General features: G+C 59.5%; 9 protein-coding genes. 2 read left to right on the top strand and 7 right to left on the bottom strand.

Annotation, left to right across the window (positions count from 1 at the left end; genetic code table 11):
• Positions 1-34: 34 nt before the first annotated feature.
• The 7 genes from hisS to BJP61_RS06510 form a co-directional block, all read right to left on the bottom strand.
• Positions 35-1,309 carry a histidine--tRNA ligase gene (gene hisS, locus BJP61_RS06540; RefSeq protein ID WP_075193679.1) on the bottom strand — a complete coding sequence of 425 codons (1,275 nt, stop codon included), beginning with the start codon at positions 1,307-1,309 and terminating at the stop codon, positions 35-37.
• A gap of 114 nt (positions 1,310-1,423) precedes the next feature.
• Complete coding sequence (gene ispG, locus BJP61_RS06535; RefSeq protein ID WP_171998025.1) at positions 1,424-2,542, bottom strand: flavodoxin-dependent (E)-4-hydroxy-3-methylbut-2-enyl-diphosphate synthase; 1,119 nt, start codon at positions 2,540-2,542, stop codon at positions 1,424-1,426.
• Between the two features lie 26 nt (positions 2,543-2,568).
• Positions 2,569-3,576 carry a cytoskeleton protein RodZ gene (gene rodZ / locus BJP61_RS06530; protein WP_038861285.1) on the bottom strand — a complete coding sequence of 336 codons (1,008 nt, stop codon included), beginning with the start codon at positions 3,574-3,576 and terminating at the stop codon, positions 2,569-2,571.
• 420 nt (positions 3,577-3,996) lie between these two features.
• On the bottom strand, positions 3,997-5,163 hold the full coding sequence (locus tag BJP61_RS06525; protein ID WP_038861284.1) for a bifunctional tRNA (adenosine(37)-C2)-methyltransferase TrmG/ribosomal RNA large subunit methyltransferase RlmN: 1,167 nt from the start codon (positions 5,161-5,163) through the stop codon (positions 3,997-3,999).
• Positions 5,164-5,343: 180 nt separating this feature from the next.
• Complete coding sequence (ndk, locus tag BJP61_RS06520) at positions 5,344-5,775, bottom strand: nucleoside-diphosphate kinase (protein WP_007712751.1); 432 nt, start codon at positions 5,773-5,775, stop codon at positions 5,344-5,346.
• A gap of 167 nt (positions 5,776-5,942) precedes the next feature.
• A complete protein-coding gene (pbpC, locus tag BJP61_RS06515) occupies positions 5,943-8,273 on the bottom strand; it encodes a peptidoglycan glycosyltransferase PbpC (RefSeq protein WP_053531597.1) in 2,331 nt (776 codons plus the stop codon).
• A gap of 13 nt (positions 8,274-8,286) precedes the next feature.
• Positions 8,287-13,236 carry an alpha-2-macroglobulin gene (locus BJP61_RS06510; protein WP_171998024.1) on the bottom strand — a complete coding sequence of 1,650 codons (4,950 nt, stop codon included), beginning with the start codon at positions 13,234-13,236 and terminating at the stop codon, positions 8,287-8,289.
• A gap of 335 nt (positions 13,237-13,571) precedes the next feature.
• Between BJP61_RS06510 and BJP61_RS06505 the strand changes: the two genes are divergently transcribed.
• Both BJP61_RS06505 and BJP61_RS06500 read left to right on the top strand, forming a co-directional pair.
• Positions 13,572-15,116, top strand: a complete 1,545-nt coding sequence (locus tag BJP61_RS06505; RefSeq protein WP_171998023.1) for a PTS transporter subunit EIIC — start codon at positions 13,572-13,574, stop codon at positions 15,114-15,116.
• 12 nt (positions 15,117-15,128) lie between these two features.
• Positions 15,129-16,493: a 6-phospho-alpha-glucosidase gene (locus tag BJP61_RS06500; RefSeq protein WP_038861278.1), complete on the top strand. Its 1,365-nt coding sequence runs from the start codon at positions 15,129-15,131 to the stop codon at positions 16,491-16,493.
• Positions 16,494-16,542: the final 49 nt, after the last annotated feature.

Here is a 16,542-nt window from a genome sequence, read left to right as displayed (position 1 = left end):
CAGTCCTTCTCCTTAACGATATGTCGCCGGGAAATCAGCCCAGCAGCGTCTGCAGATGCGCGGCCAGTTCGCTTTGCGCGAGCGCCTGTTGCTCACCTGAACGCAAATCTTTCACCACAACCTGACGATTGGCGACTTCGTCCTCGCCCAGAACCAGCGCGATGCGCGCGCCCCATTTGTCTGCGCGGGCGAACTGCTTCTTGAAGTTGCCACCGCCGTAGTTGGTCATCAGCTTGCAGCCCGGCAGCGCGTCACGAACCCGCTCGGCCAGCTGCATTGCTGCCGACTGCGCGCCGTTACCGGACGCAATCAGGTATATATCGACAACAGGATCCGCCGTAAATTCCGGATTTACCGCCTGAACCAGTAAAACGAGGCGTTCAAGGCCCATCGCGAAACCCACTGCCGGGGTCGCGCGGCCGCCTAACTGCTCGACCAGGCCGTCGTAACGGCCGCCCGCACAGACGGTGCCCTGCGAGCCGAGGCTCGTGGTGACCCACTCAAAGACGGTGCGGTTGTAATAGTCGAGGCCGCGTACGAGGCGCTGGTTGACGGTGTAAGCGATACCCGCGTCGTCGAGGAAAGCGCACAGGCCGGCGAAGTGCTCACGGGACGCTTCATCGAGATAATCGCCGAGCATCGGCGCGTCGTTTAACAGCGCCTGCACGTCCGGATTTTTGGAATCCAGCACGCGCAGCGGGTTTGAATACATGCGGCGTTTGCAGTCTTCATCGAGTTTATCGATGTGCTTCTCAAGAAACGCGATTAACGCATCGCGGTAATTCGCACGCGCTTCCAGCGAGCCGATAGAGTTCAGCTCCAGCGAAACGTGCTCGGCGATACCCAGCGCGCGCCACCAGCGCGCGGTCAGCATAATCAGTTCCGCGTCGATATCCGGGCCCTGCAGGCCAAACACTTCGGCACCGAGCTGATGGAACTGGCGGTAGCGTCCTTTCTGTGGACGCTCATGACGGAACATCGGGCCGATGTACCACAAGCGTTGTTCCTGATTGTACAGCAGACCATGTTCGATGCCGGCGCGCACGCAGCCCGCGGTGCCTTCGGGGCGCAGAGTCAGGCTGTCGCCGTTGCGGTCCTCAAAGGTATACATCTCTTTTTCAACCACGTCGGTCACTTCACCAATAGCGCGTTTGAACAACGGGGTCTGCTCTACAATCGGCAAACGGATTTCGCTGTAACCGTAGCTGCCGAGCACCTGCTTGAGTGTGCCTTCAATGCGCTGCCAGATGGCGGTATCGCCCGGCAGGTAATCGTTCATGCCGCGGATGGCTTGAATGTTTTTTGCCACGTTTATTCTCTTTTTCTATACAAAAAATGAACCCGAAACAGACCGCTCCGGTGTGGCTGGGGCGGTTTGCGGGTTCAATCATACACGGGAAGCACGCCGCTTCCCACGTTTGCGTTATTTTTCCAGCTGCTGCACGCTGATGCGGCGGTTCTCATCCAGCATCGATGCCTTGGCGCGAATGCGGGCTTCCAGCTGTGCGATCATATCGTCGTTATCCAGACGATCTTTGCGCACGCCTTCTTCGTAAAAGCCGCTTTTCTTGTTGCCGCCAGTGACGCCAAGTGTTGATACCAGCGCTTCGCCAGGGCCATTCACCACGCAGCCGATAATCGAAACATCCATCGGCGTAATGATATCTTCCAGACGCTGCTCCAGCGCATTCACCGTACCTATAACGTCGAACTCCTGACGGGAACAGGTCGGGCAGGCGATGAAGTTAATGCCGCGGGAGCGAATACGCAGTGATTTCAGAATATCGAAACCGACTTTGATCTCCTCGACAGGATCGGCCGCGAGCGAAATACGCAGCGTGTCGCCGATCCCTTCGGAAAGCAGGAGCCCAAGGCCGATCGCGGATTTTACCGCGCCCGCGCGAGCGCCGCCCGCTTCGGTGATCCCGAGATGCAGCGGCTGATCGATCTGCTTCGCCAGCAGACGATAGGACTCTACCGCCAGGAATACGTCAGAGGCTTTCACGCTCACTTTAAATTGATCGAAGTTGAGGCGATCTAAATGATCGACGTGACGCATGGCGGATTCCAGCAACGCCTGCGGCGTCGGCTCGCCATATTTTTCCTGGAGATCTTTTTCAAGGGATCCGGCGTTAACGCCGATGCGGATCGGAATGTTTTTATCGCGCGCGCAGTCTACTACCGAGCGAATACGCTCTTCGTTACCGATATTGCCGGGATTAATGCGCAGGCAGTCGACGCCATATTCGGCGACTTTCAACGCGATGCGGTAGTCGAAGTGAATATCCGCGACCAGCGGAACGTTGACCTGCTGCTTGATGAGACGAAACGCCTCAGCGGCATCCATCGTCGGCACCGAGACGCGAACGATATCCGCGCCCACGCGCTCCAGTGCTTTAATTTGATTGACCGTCGCCTCGACATCCGTCGTGCGCGTATTGGTCATCGACTGTACGGCGATGGGCGCGCCATCGCCGATGGGGACGTTACCGACGTATATCCGTTTAGATTTTCTACGCTGAATGGGCGCTTCAATATGCATGACAAATCTCCCTCATTGCCCGTCTGTTACTGCGTTACTGATTGTTCGGCATTGAGGGTCAGACGTGCAACCTGGTTAGTTCTGATAAAACGGCTCAAATCCACCGGTTTGCCCTGGTACTGAATCTGCACTGCCGACGGCGCGCCGATTTTGAGACGGTACGGCGCCTCACCGGTCAGATTCAGATTAGTATCTTTACGTTGCAGACCGCTGAACAATTTTTTACCGGTCGCGTCTGTCACTTCAAGCCAGCAATCGGCGGTGAAATTCATCACCAGCGCGTTGGCGTCTGCGGCAGGTGCGGTAGAGGCCTGGCCGACAGGCAGCTGGCTTTGCGCGGCGTTTTGCTGCGCGGCGGTGTCGGTGGTCGCCTGACTCGGCGGTACCACGACCGGCTGCTGGCTTGCCGTATTCGGCGAAGGCATCGGCGTCGGCTGCGGGCTCGCAGAAGCGGTATTCTGAGTATCACCGGCTGGCAGATCCGCTGGCGGCGTCGCCTGATCCTGCGACGCGTCAGCGGTGGTATCGGTATTCAACGGAACAGACTGCGGGCTATTGGCCGCGTTCTGGCTCAGCTCTGCGCTGGACTGATCAGCCATCGTGCTGATCTCTTCCTGCTGCGCTTTGTGGTTTTGCCACCACCAGGCGCCCGTCAGGCCGACCACAACAAAAAGCACAAGCCAGGTAAAGCTCATCAGCCAGCCGTCGCGTTTTTTACGGCTTTTGCCGAGCGCGTAGGTTTGCATCGGCGCGACCTGCGCGGTTCTCACCGGCGCCTGTTTGGCAAGCATCGGCAGCAGTTCTTCTTCCGGAACGTGCACCAGGCGCGCGTAGGAGCGGATATAGCCGCGCAGGAACGTGGAGGCCAGGTCCGCAGGCGCGTTGTCCTCTTCAATGTCACGGACAGTCGAAACCTTCAGGCATAAACGTTCCGCCACAACCTGTTGGCTGAGACCCAGTTGTTCACGGGCAAGGCGCAGACGCTCACCCGTGGTGTGTGGTGCATTTTCTTCGTGAGTGGCTTCAGTATTCATTAGCTACAACTGCTGGTACTGTTTTCATTGAGGAACCTGGCACCGGCAGGAATAAGACAACGTTTCGCTGTCCTGTCTGCCCATACCGCGAAATCATTCTCATCGGACACACGCACTGCGCGTCATCCGTTACCCGTTCCCGTATCTTAACGCCTCAGACGGCGCGCTGCCGCAGGCGATAATCAGAAACGTTAGTTAACCATAGCCAGCTTTTTATCCGGTGTCTGTTAAGTCGCGCCAGATAAGCCAGAAAGCCCCAGCTAACATGTTGTTGCGACGCTACATACTGCCTTAAAGCGCAGAGAAACGCACCGTAATTATTCACCACGGGCGCTTCTTTACGCAGCAATCGCTGCGCCTGCGCCAGAACTGGTCACGCGATAGCCTGCCCGCGTGACCTTACAGGCTTTTTATTGCCTGTCAGACTGCTTTGACAGCGATAGGTTCACCCTGCATGCGCTTGCGCAGGGTGCGTTTGGTACGGTCGATAACATCGCCCGCCAGCTGCCCGCAGGCCGCGTCGATATCATCGCCGCGCGTTTTACGCACGATAGTCGTAAAACCGTAGCTCATCAGCACCTTAGAGAAGCGATCGATACGGCTGTTGGAGCTGCGGCCATACGGCGCGCCCGGGAACGGGTTCCACGGGATCAGGTTGATTTTGCACGGCGTATCTTTCAGCAGTTCAGCCAGCTGATGCGCGTGTTCGGTACCGTCGTTCACGTGATCCAGCATCACATACTCGATGGTCACGCGGCCCTGGTTGGCGTTAGATTTTCCAATATAACGACGTACGGCGGCGAGGAACGTTTCGATGTTGTACTTCTTGTTGATAGGTACGATTTCATCGCGGATTTCATCGTTCGGAGCGTGCAGCGAAATAGCCAGCGCCACGTCTATCATATCGCCAAGCTTGTCTAACGCAGGCACCACGCCCGAGGTGGAGAGCGTCACGCGGCGTTTGGAAAGTCCAAAGCCAAAATCGTCGAGCATGATTTCCATCGCCGGCACCACGTTGGTGAGGTTCAGCAGCGGTTCGCCCATCCCCATCATCACCACGTTGGTGATAGGACGCTGGCCGGTCACTTTGGCCGCGCCGATAATTTTCGCTGCGCGCCACACCTGACCGATAATTTCCGACACGCGCAGATTGCGGTTAAAGCCCTGCTGCGCAGTCGAGCAGAATTTGCACTCCAGCGCGCAGCCCACCTGCGAAGAAACGCACAGCGTGGCGCGATCGTCTTCAGGGATATAGACCGTCTCAACGCGCTGATCGCCGACCGCAATCGCCCATTTGATGGTGCCATCGGAAGAGCGCTGCTCTTCGACCACTTCCGGCGCCCGGATTTCCGCCACTTCCTTGAGCTTTCCGCGCAGCACTTTGTTGATGTCGGTCATCTCATCGAAATCATCGCTGCAATAGTGATACATCCATTTCATCACCTGATCGGCGCGAAACGGCTTTTCACCCAGCGTTTTGAAGAACTCGCGCATTTCCTGGCGGTTCAGATCGAGGAGGTTAATTTTTTCAGATTTAATAGCAGGCGCTGCTGAGTCAGTCTCAGGCGTGACAATGTGTTCAGACATATTCGATCCTGGCCTCGTTGTTACACGTTACGGCCTCTGGAGGGTTGATAAAAAAAGACGCCCCGGTAAGAGCAAGCTCATCCGGGGCGCAGCATTGTACAAATTCTATGGCAGTGACGCCACGGCTTAAAGCGACATCATGAAAATAAAATGTAAATGTCGCTTTGCCGTTTCGCTACATTAGCGAGTGCGCGGGCAGATTTCGCCTTCGCCGAAGAAATAAGCGATTTCGCGGTTAGCGGACTCAACGGAATCGGAACCGTGGGTGCCGTTTTCGGTAAAGCTGTCCGCGTAATCAGCGCGCAGGGTGCCTGCCAGCGCGTTAGCCGGGTTAGTCGCGCCCAGCAGATCGCGATGACGCTGTACCGCGTTTTCGCTTTCCAGAACGGAAACCACGATAGGGCCAGAGGTCATGAATTCCACCAGGCCGTCGAAGAACGGTTTGCCTTCGTGCTCAGCGTAGAAGCCACGCGCCTGCTCAACGGACAGGTGCAGCATTTTGGTGCCGATGATTTTGAAGCCAGCGGATTCAAAACGCGCGAAAATGCTGCCGATAACGTTTTTAGCGACTGCGTTCGGCTTGATGATGGAAAAAGTGCGCTCAATTGCCATGATTACCTCTGTAAGTTGTTCTGTTTGCCCGACAGGCCAGTTTAGAATTGGCGCCGATTATAATGAGCAACGTTATCCTTGCCTACGGTTAGGGGTAACATTTTTTTAAAATAATATTACCTTCGGCAACACTTAATGTCGAAAGCGCAGTTTTTACCCCTCTTCGGTTATTCCACGCGGAACTGCGCGGCGGCAATCTGTCCGGCCTCATCCATCAGCAATACCTGATAGTCGCCGCTCCCGGTAAATGTCAGCGTCACGCTGTCGCCCTCTTTTTCCAGCGGTTCGCCGTTCAAAAACCACCAGTGACGCCCGCCGCCGCCCTGACTGCGTAGCGGTAAGGAGAGCGAGGCTTGCCCTGGCAGTCGCTTCAGAACGGCGCCTTCGCGCACGCCGGTCAGCAGCAGCGGCGCCAGATCCTGCTGATGTACAGGCGGACACTGCGCGGAGACCGGCGGCAGGCGCGCGGCCCGCCGTTCGCCCGGCGGCAGCCACGGTTCAAGCGGCAGCGGCCAGAGCAGCAGCCGGCTTTCAGCGACGTGTGGACAATCCGCCGCCACCCGCTCGCCTTTCTCGTTCAGCCACAGCGGGAACTGAATGCCGCGGCTGCCCTCCTGCCCGTCGGCAAGCAGCGTCGGTGGCTCGCTGTTATCCAGCAGCCACGTCGATAACCGGCGGCGACAGTTAGTGTCGCCTGGGGGCAGATGCTGCCCGCCCGGCCAGCAGATAGTTCCTGAAGACACCGATGCCGGGCGCGGATCGACCGGCTCCCGGGCCTGCTGCACCGCCGAGGCGGCGCCCGCCTGCAGCAAATTATTGACCTGGTTAAGCACCGGTACGGCGCTGGCAAAGCCGAACTGCCCGGCGACAGGCGTCGCATCCGGGCGTCCCGTCCAGACGCCAATCAGGTAGCGCGACGTGACGCCCACCGCCCAGGCGTCGCGGTAGCCGTAGCTGGTGCCGGTTTTCCAGGCAAGCGGTACCACCTGCGGCAGCGAGCCGTCCGGCAGCGGTTGCGCCTCGTTAGCAAGAATACGGCGGATAATCCATGCAGCGCCCGGCGACATTAGCGGCCGCTCCAGCAGCGGATCACCCTTCACCACGCGCAGGCGCGCCGCCTGACCGTGACGGGCGAATGCGCTGTACGCCGCCACAATTTCATCAAGACGGGCACCCGCGCCGCCCAGAATGACCGCCAGGCTCGGCTGCGCCGTCGGCGGGAAGCGCAGCGCCAGCCCGACGTTACGCAACCGGGCCGTAAAGCGCTTCGGCCCGTAGGCTTCCAGCACCTGCACCGCCGGCAGATTAAGCGATCGCACCAGCGCCTCGCTCATGCTGACCGGGCCGTTAAAGCCGCTGTCAAAGTTGCCGGGACGATAGTCGCCGAAACGGCGCGGCACATCCTGCAACAGCGACGCTGGATGGATCAGCCCTTCATCGAGCGCGAGCCCGTAAACGAACGGCTTTAACACCGAGCCCGGCGAGCGGATGGCCGTCACCATATCGACATGCCCGAAGCGAGCGTCGTCGTTGATATCCGCCGAGCCGACCCAGCCGCGTACTTCCATTGTGGTGTGGTCGACCACGAGAATGGCAAGTGAGGTACGGGCCGGGAGACGGCCCTTCCAGTTGAGCGCGAGATCTTCCAGCTGGCGCTGTAGCCCTGCGTCGAGCGTGGTGGTGATTTTGGTTTCACGCCGCTGGGTGACAAGGCGGCGTGAGAGCAATGGCGCAAGCTGCGGCATCTGTCGTGGCGCAAGCCACACGGGCTCCTCCAGCGACTCCCGCACCTGTTTCTCGCTCCAGACGCCTTGCGTCGCCATACGGCGCAGGACTTTATCGCGTGCCGCCTGGGCGCGATCCGGCCAGCGGTCCGGACGCAGACGGCTCGGCGCCTGCGGCAGCACCGCCAGCAGCGCGGCGTCGGAATAGCTCAGCCGCGAAGGCGGCTTGCCGAGATAGACCCAGCTCGCGGCACCGATGCCCTGCAGCGTGCCGCCAAACGGCGCGCGATTCAGATACAGCGTGAGAATGTCCGCTTTCGAGAGATGCCATTCAAGCTGCATCGCCCGCCACACCTGGCGCAGCTTGCCGCCGAAGGTGCGCGGATGCGGATCCAGGAGGCGCGCAACCTGCATCGTCAGCGTGCTGCCGCCTGAGACGACCGAGCCGGAGCGGAGATCCTGCCAGGCCGCGCGGGCGATGGCGAGCGGGTTGATGCCGGGGTGACGCCAGAACCAGCGGTCTTCATAGTTCAGCAGCGCCTCAAGATAGCGCGGCGACACATCCTCAATGGTGACGGGGTAGCGCCAGATACCGTTTTTATCGGCGAAGCGCCACAGCGGCGTACCGTCCTGCGCCACCACCACGCGTGCGGGCTGCACCTCATACAGCGGCAGCGGCCAGAGTTTATCGGCAAGCCACAGCGCGGCGCACAATAAAAGCGGCGCCGCCGCCAGAATCATCCAGCGGCGGCGCCTTTTCAACAGGCTTTTAATCACAGCTCACCTGTCAGGGGTAGATAGTCAGCGCAGGGATAGTCGCACCAGTCGCGCGCCATTGCGGCACGTACATCGACTCCACCTGTGGTGCCGGCACTTTATAAGTGCCCGGCGTGACCGCGCGCGCCATATAAACCAGCGTGGCGTTCATGCCCTCATTCACAGGCAGTGCGGCGACGAAGCGATCATCGCGGAACTCCATATGTTGAATATCCATCTGCTGCATGCGGCTGATAAGTTCACCCGCCTCGCCACTGGCGCTGCTCAGGCTGGCGCTGGCGTTAGCGAGGTTCTGGTTTTCCAGTTCAAGCCCGGCAGGCAGCAGATCAACTACCAGCGCGTCAGGCACCGTTTTTTCCGCCCAGACGTTCAGCCACACCATCACCAGTTCGCCGCTCTTCAGGCTCGATAGCGACACCGACTCGCCCTTGCTGTTGAGGTAATGGCGCTCAATATGCAGTACGTTGCCGGCAGGCTGTGGCGCGGCGTCCGGATACCCCTGGCTGTCGAGACGCAACCAGAGCGGAGTCTGGGCCGTGTTGGTCACCTGCAATGCACTGAGCTTGTCGGCGTCCAGCGCCACGCTCTGCGCTTTGTCGCCGCTCATGAACTGTCCGGCAAGCGTGGTTTGCGCCTGCCAGTCGCCCGGCTGGTTCACCAGGTTGCGGCCCGCCAGGAACAGCGCGTTGCTTTCCTGCGTAGAGAGCCAGCGCTCGCCGTACGCCTCATCAGAGAGCGCAGACAGCAGCGTGCTCTGCTGGTCGGGCTGCAGGTTATATTCCTGCAGCAGGCTCAGCTTCAGCGCGTCGTCACGCAGGTCGCTGCCGTAGTCGCCAAGCCAGCCGAGGTTGCGTGGACGCTCGGTTTTCACACCCAGATCCAGCGCGGCTTTGCTGCGCGGCGCATCGCCCATCAGTTTCAGCGCGACGCCAAGCTGCACCAGCGGCAGACCGCCGCCCGCTTGCGCGCGATGCTCCCAGGCGTCACGCAACGCGCCGAGCGGCGCTTTCTGCTGACGCGCCAGCACCAGTCCGGCATAAGCCTGCACCGCAAAGCGCGAAGCCGCGTTATTTTCGCTGTAGCGCAGCGCGATGGTGCCCGGATCCTGCAGGTAACGCAGCAGGCGCGCATTGGCTTTATTCAGCGCATCTGCAGGTACGCTGTAGCCCTGCTCGCCCGCGCGCACAAGGAAATCGGTCACGTAGGCGGTCGCCCAGTACTCTTCCGGACTTTCTTTATCCCACAAACCGAAGCCGCCCTCCTCGCGCTGCATCTCCAGCAGGCGGGCGATGCCGATATCCACCGCCGCGCGGCGCTGCTCGTCGGTATCGCCTTTGATACCGAGCGCTTTCAACTGCGCGGCGCTGGTATAAAGCGACGGGAACAGACCGCTGGTAGTCTGCTCAAGGCAGCCGTAAGGATAGGCGCGCAACTCTTCAATATAACGCGCGATATTGAGCGGCGGGCGACCGCTTAACAGCAACCGCCCCTCAAGCGTCGAGGCGTTCAGCCCTTGCAGATGCGAAGCCGGAACGGTCCAGATTTCACCCGGGCGCAGCATCGCTCCGCTGTTAATAGTTTGCGCCGGATACGCCGGACGTACGCCGATTTTCCATTCCCGCTTGAGCGGCGCGAAACGCTCGCCCGGCAGCGACAGGCCCGTGATCTGCGCCTCTATCGCCCCGTCGCCGAAGCCTTCACTGGCAGCGACCGGTACAAACAGGGTTGTGCGACCGCCCGCTTTCAGGTTCACCTGCTGAGAAGTCTGCGCGTCAAGACGCACCAGCCCGCTGGCGCTGAAGTTGACGTTAAGCTGCTGCGGCTGCTCCGTCAGGTTAGTGACGTCCAGCGCCAGGCGCGAGGTGTCGCCGCCCGCGAGGAAGCGCGGCGTGCTCATCTCAGCGATCACCGGCGCGGCCACAATCACTTTGCTTTCACCGCTGCCGAAGCGATCGTCGCTCCAGGCCTGCGCCATGACGCGCAGTTCGCCATTAAAGTCGCCAACTGGCAGCGTAATTGTGCCTTCGCCCTGCGCGTTTAACTGCACCGGCACCGCCTGTTCGGCGATGATGGTGACATGGTTAACCGGCGGTTTACCGCCACGGTTCAGCTCATCGCCGTCGCCGCCGAAGCGCAGCGCCGCCAGACGTCCCTGGCCTTCAATCACCTGGCCGTAGATATCATAAATATCCGCGCCATAGCGTTTCTTGCCAAAGAAGCCGCGCCACGGGTCTGGCGTGACGTAATCGGTAATGTTCAGTACGCCGCTGTCTACTGCCGAGACCAGTACGTTGATCTGCTTCGGCAGCTCGCCGTTTTTCACGCTGGCTTTCACTTTCACCGACAGCGTGCTGTCCGGGCGCATTTTGGCAGGCGTGTCCAGCGTCAGGTTCAGGCGGCGGTTTTCATCGCCCATCGGCAGATGCAGCAGGCCGACCGCGCGTTTTTGCGTCGCGGAACGGGATTTGTCGCCGGGGCGCACGACCAGCGTGCTGAGGTAAAGATCGTGACGCTTCCAGGCTTTATCGACCGGAATGTCCAGATCAAGCCCTTTCGCCGGCACGTCTATCTCCTGCCACCACAGCGGGCCTTCAGAGGATTCCACCATCGCATAGCCTTTGCCTGCGGCTGGCGCGGCAATGTGCAGCTTGATGGTGTCGCCCGGCTGGTAGAACGGTTTGTCGATTTTCAGCGTGACGCGATCCGGTCGCGGCGCGCTGGCGCCATCGCTGTTGTCCTGCCAGCTGTAACCGGCCCAGAAGCGCATACTGCTGACCAGTTCGTCAGGCGATACCACTTCAAGGCGATAAGAGCCCCACTCCACCGGGAAAGACACTTTGCCGGTTTCGCCCGCCGCCAGATCGATAGTCTGCTCGGCTTCCACCAGATCTTTTTGATCGAACTGCGACAGCCAGCCTTCAGAATCTGACCAATTCCAGTAGTAGTCGCGGCGCTCGCGCACCAGACGCACTTTCAGCCCTTTCACGGCGATTTTTTCGCCCTGCGCGTTGGCATAGACGATATCGAAACCGGCGCTGCCGTTTTCATCGACCATCGGCTGGTTAACGGTGTCGTCGGTACGGTAGTCATAAACCGCTTTTTCGCCAAACTGCGGACGAATGCCCACCAGCGCGTCGGCGGGCCAGATGGCCTGTTCGGCGCGGCGAGTCACCGGGCGACCGCCCGATTCCAGCAGGCTCGCCTGCACAATAAAGCGCAGCGGAGAACGCGCGTCCTGCCACTGACTTTCGGTGGAGACCTGCGCCACACCGGCGTCATCAAGATTTAGCTGGACTTCATCCAGGCTGCGGGAGAGGTTCTCCTCCGCAATGTTGCCGAACTGGAAACCCGGCAGCTGCGGCACCGCGTCACGTAGCGGACGCAGATAGAGTTGCCCCTGCACGCTGTTGCCTGCCGCAGGCGCACCGTAGAGGTAGTGTCCTTCAATGCCGATATTTACGGTATCGGCAGGCGCCAGCGGCGCTTTCTGCACATTAAGATTGAGCGCCATGCGCTCCGGCATGAAGTCTTCAACCTGGAACAGCCAGTTGCGGTTCTGGTTGTCGCCCGTGTTGGCGCGAATGACCCACTGACCGGTCGCGGCCCGATCGTCCAGCGTCCAGGTGAGCTGATAAAGCCCGTTGTTCGGCTCGACTACCTGCGTGCGCGCCACCTGGCCGTCCGGGCGAACCACTTCGAATTTCACCGGCTGCGCCGAAAGCGGTTTGCCGTCGCTGTCGCGCAGCAGACCGTTAACGATCACCGTTTCGCCAGGGCGATAGAGATCGCGTGGGCCAAACATAAAGAACTGTTTGCTGAAGCCGCGCTCGCCGCCGGTATCGAACTCCGCCAGATCGAGCGCAGGGAGGTTGAGATCGAGCATCGTCGTCTGCTCGCCCATCCGGGCCAGCACCAGCGCCGCCTCTTTCGGGTTGTCGAGACGCGCGTGGCCGGTATTGTCGCTGGTTGCCTCCGCCAGCGTCTGCCCTTTGTCGTTTAAGAGACGCACCTCCACACCGCTTTGCGCCGCGCCGTTCTCCAGGCTCTGGGTGAAAATATCCATGCGGTCATGATAGCGGTGCAGCGAAAGACCGACGTCGCTCAGCGTAAAGAGCGTCGCGGCGTTACTGTAGTTGTAATGCCCCGCCTGATTCATCACCGCCAGATAGACGCCCGGCTGTTGCAGCGGCTTGATATCGCTTAACGGCAGCAGCAGTTTTTCGCGGGTGTTGCGGGCCGGATTGAGGTCAAACCGCCCGGTATAGACCAGATCCGCCATTTTCAGCAGCTGGTCAGATTCCCAGTTGCTGAGCGAATTACGGTACTCCCACTGGCTGACCATCGCCGCCAGAGATTCCGGCTTCACCCGATAAAAGTTAACGTCAACGCTTGAGATATTGAGCGCCATGACCGGCAGCCCCTGCACGACTTTGGTCGGCAGCAGCGAGCCGCGGCTGGCGAAACCGACGCTCGGCGCGATATCGCGCGTGGTCAGGGTTTTCTCGTAAGCCATGCCGAACGACGCTTTATTGAGCGCCAGCAGTTCGCGATCGACGCTCAGCACCAGTTCGCGGTTAGGCTCAAGGTGGCGCAGACGCAGCTCTTTTAAGTTCGGGGCAAGCTCCCAGGCGCCGTCCACCTTGCCATCTTTTTTATCGACAAGATGCACCACGCGGCCAAAATCCTGGTTGGGATCGAGCGGCACGGAGAAGGTCAGCACCAGCGTGCTGGCGCCGTCAAGCTGGATCTCGGAAGCATCCTGGAGTTTGAGAGGCTTACCGGCGCTTTGCTGCGCCAGTTTTTGCAGGTCGGCTGCCTGGGGCTTAGCCGCAGGCGCGGCGCTGCTTTGGGCAGCCGGCGAGGATGCATCGGCGGAAGCACTTTCCTTGTCGTCGCACCCGCCGAGAGTGAAAGACGCCAGTAACGCTGTCGCGATGACAGCCAGACGCAGTGATTTCATAGTTTTCCCTGGCCATCGCGGCCGTCGGTTCCGGTAACGGCGGCTATTATGCTTAAAAGTGATGACAACAAAAACCACCAAAAATGAATAGCGGACGATGCTTTGCAAATTCTCTGCAACGGCCTGCAAAACGCTGTTCTCTCCCGTCCTTCTCTTCAGATGTTACCGCGATCACAACGCGTAACGTTACATGTTACCTTTTGAGTTATTTGTTTTTAAAACAATCAGATAACTGGATTACGCACGCGGCGGATTGCTACCTTTGAGCGGTGCCTCTGCGCAACAGGTGATGTAGCCAGACGCGTTTAGCCAGACGATAAAAAAGAGAGAGCTAAATGAAATACGCCGTGAACGCCCTACAAAATTTTGGAAAGTCCCTTTACGGACCCGTATTGATATTACCGATAGTCGGCCTGTTTATCGCGTTCGGCAACGTGCTGGGCAACGGCAGTCTTGCAGAGTATCTGCCTTTTCTCGGCCATCCGGCGCTGCAGCAGACCGGGCAGCTTATCGCCAAATCGGCGGTATCGGTGCTGGCGAACCTGGCGCTGGTATTCGCAGTCGGCATTCCCATTGGCCTTGCGTCACGTGACAAAGGCTATGCGGCGCTGACAGGCCTTGTGACTTTTATTGTTTTTATCAACGCCATGAGCGTGACGCTACAGCTCCAGGGCGAACTCGCGCCCGCCGACCAGATGCGCGCGGCCGGGCAAAGTATGGTGCTTGGCGTACAGGTGCTGGAGATGGGCGTGTTCGCGGGCATTCTTACCGGCGCGCTCTCCGGCTGGCTCTATAACCGCTACTCCGGCGTGCAGTTTTCCGGCGCGATGGCGATTTACTCCGGCCACTGTTTTGTCGCCATCATTATGCTGCCGGTGTCAATGGTGCTGGGCGTGGTGATGAGCGAACTGTGGCCCTTCGCCCAGCACGGCATCAGCACGATGGCGCTGGCTATTAAAGGCGCGGGCCCGTTTGGCGTGGCGGTGTATGGCTTCCTTGAACGCATCCTGGTGCCAACCGGCCTGCATCATCTGGTCTACACGCCGTTCCTTTATACCGAGCTTGGCGGCACGCAGGAGGTGTGCGGCACGTTCTATCAGGGCGCGCGCAACATTTATTTTGCCGAAATGGCCTGTCCTTCCGTCACGCAGCTAAGTTCGACGGTCGTGTGGGACGCGCGCGGCATCAGCAAAATGTTCGGTCTGCCCGCCGCCGCGCTCGCGATGTATATGACGGCGAAGCCGGAGCGTAAAGCCGCCGCCAAAGCCATTCTCATCCCGGCGGCGCTGACGTCGCTGCTGGTCGGCGTCACCGAGCCTATCGAATTTTCATTCCTGTTTATCGCGCCGCTGCTGTTTGTGGTGCACGCGGTGCTGACCGGGATCGGCATGATGCTCTTTTATCTGTTCGACGTTCACGCCATCGGCGCTAACGGCATTATCGATTTCATACTCTACAACCTGCCGCTTGGCACGGAAAAATCGAACTGGCCGATGTACCTGCTGGTGGGGCTCATCATGGCGGCGCTCTATTTCACGGTGTTCCGCTTCCTGATCCTGCGTTTCAACATGAAAACACCCGGGCGCGAAGAGGAGAACGAAGAGACGCGGCTCTACAGCAAGCAGGAGTACCAGGCGAAAGGCGCTAATGACGGCCTCGGCGAAGCGATTATCGAAGGTCTGGGCGGCCGGACCAATATCGAAGTGGTGGATAACTGTTATACGCGGCTGCGCGTCACGGTGCGCGACGTCGCCGCTATCAATGAACCCCGACTAAAAGCCACGGGCGCGAAAGGGGTGATTAAACAAGGTAATAACGTTCAGGTGGTCTACGGGCTACATGTGAAAAAGATGCGTGAAGCAGTCGAAATGTTTCTCTGACAGGAGCTGATGATGTTGAAACCTCCCTTTATTTTATCTATCGCCGGTGGCGGCAGTACTTACACGCCAGGCATCGTGAAAAGCCTGATGGTGCGCTTAAGCGATTTCCCACTGGCCGAGATCCGTCTTTACGATATCGACAGCGCGCGCCAGGAGACGATCGCGCCAGTCGTGGAGAAAGTGATCCGCGATCACAGCGAGACCATCAAATTCACCACCACGAGCGACCCGGAAGTGGCGTTCAGCGGCGCACATTTTGTCTTCGCCCAGATGCGCGTTGGCCAGTACAAAATGCGCGAACAAGATGAAAAAATTCCGTTGCGCCACGGTGTGGTGGGCCAGGAGACCTGCGGCCCCGGCGGTCTGGCGTATGGCCTGCGCACCATTCTGCCAATGGTGGAGCTTATCGATATGGTGGAGCGTTACGCCGATGCGAAAGCATGGATTGTGAACTACTCCAACCCGGCGGCGATTGTGGCCGAAGGCGTGCGTCGCCTGCGTCCGACCGCGCGCGTGCTTAATATCTGCGATATGCCGGTGGCGGCGATGCGGAATATGGGCGCGATCCTCGGCGTGGACCGCCATAAGCTGGAAGTGGATTACTTCGGGCTGAACCACTTCGGCTGGTTTACCCGCGTGCTGGTGGATGGCGAGGATCAACTTCCCGCGCTGCGCCGTCATATCGCGAAGTTCGGCCTGCTGACGGAAGACGCGGCGCAAACAGACCCGCAACATTCTGATCCGTCCTGGGTGAAAACCTGGCGCAACATTAAGCCGATTATGGATCACTTCCCGGATTACCTGCCGAACCCCTATTTACAGTATTACCTGATGCCAAACGACATCGTTGAGCATCAGGATCCGAACTACACGCGCGCGAACGAAGTGATGGACGGGCGCGAGAAAAAACTGTTCGCGGCGGCGGAAGAGTACAAACGTACCGGCATTCTCCCGGATGCGTTCCATGTGGGCGTACACGGCGCGTTTATTGTGGATGTCGCCTGCTCGCTGGCGTTCGATTTACGCCAGCGGCATCTGGTGATTGTCGAGAATAAAGGCGCTATCGCCAATCTGCCTTATGACGCGATGGTCGAAGTGCCCGCTTACATTACCGCCGCAGGCCCGGAGCCGGTGCGTATGGGCGCGGTGCCGCTCTTTCACCAGACGCTGCTCATGCAGCAGCTCGCCTCCGAGCAGCTGCTGGTCGAGGCGACGCTTGAGGGAAGTTACGAAAAAGCGCTGCAGGCGTTTACACTTAACCGTACGGTACCCACGATGCAGCACGCCAAAGCGATCCTCGATGATATGATCGAAGCAAACCGCGACTACTGGCCGGCGCTGCAAAAAGCCTGGGTGAACGGAGAAGCGGCGTTATAACCGGAGCTCGCTCGCGGCATCAATAATGATGGCTTGTGGTGAGGTGAAA

The sequence above is a fragment of the Cronobacter sp. JZ38 genome (genome assembly GCF_008932145.1).
In the GTDB taxonomy this organism is placed as follows: domain Bacteria; phylum Pseudomonadota; class Gammaproteobacteria; order Enterobacterales; family Enterobacteriaceae; genus Cronobacter; species Cronobacter muytjensii.
The sequence above is the reverse complement of the archived record's forward strand: the minus strand, read 5'-3'. Positions and strand labels throughout refer to the sequence as shown.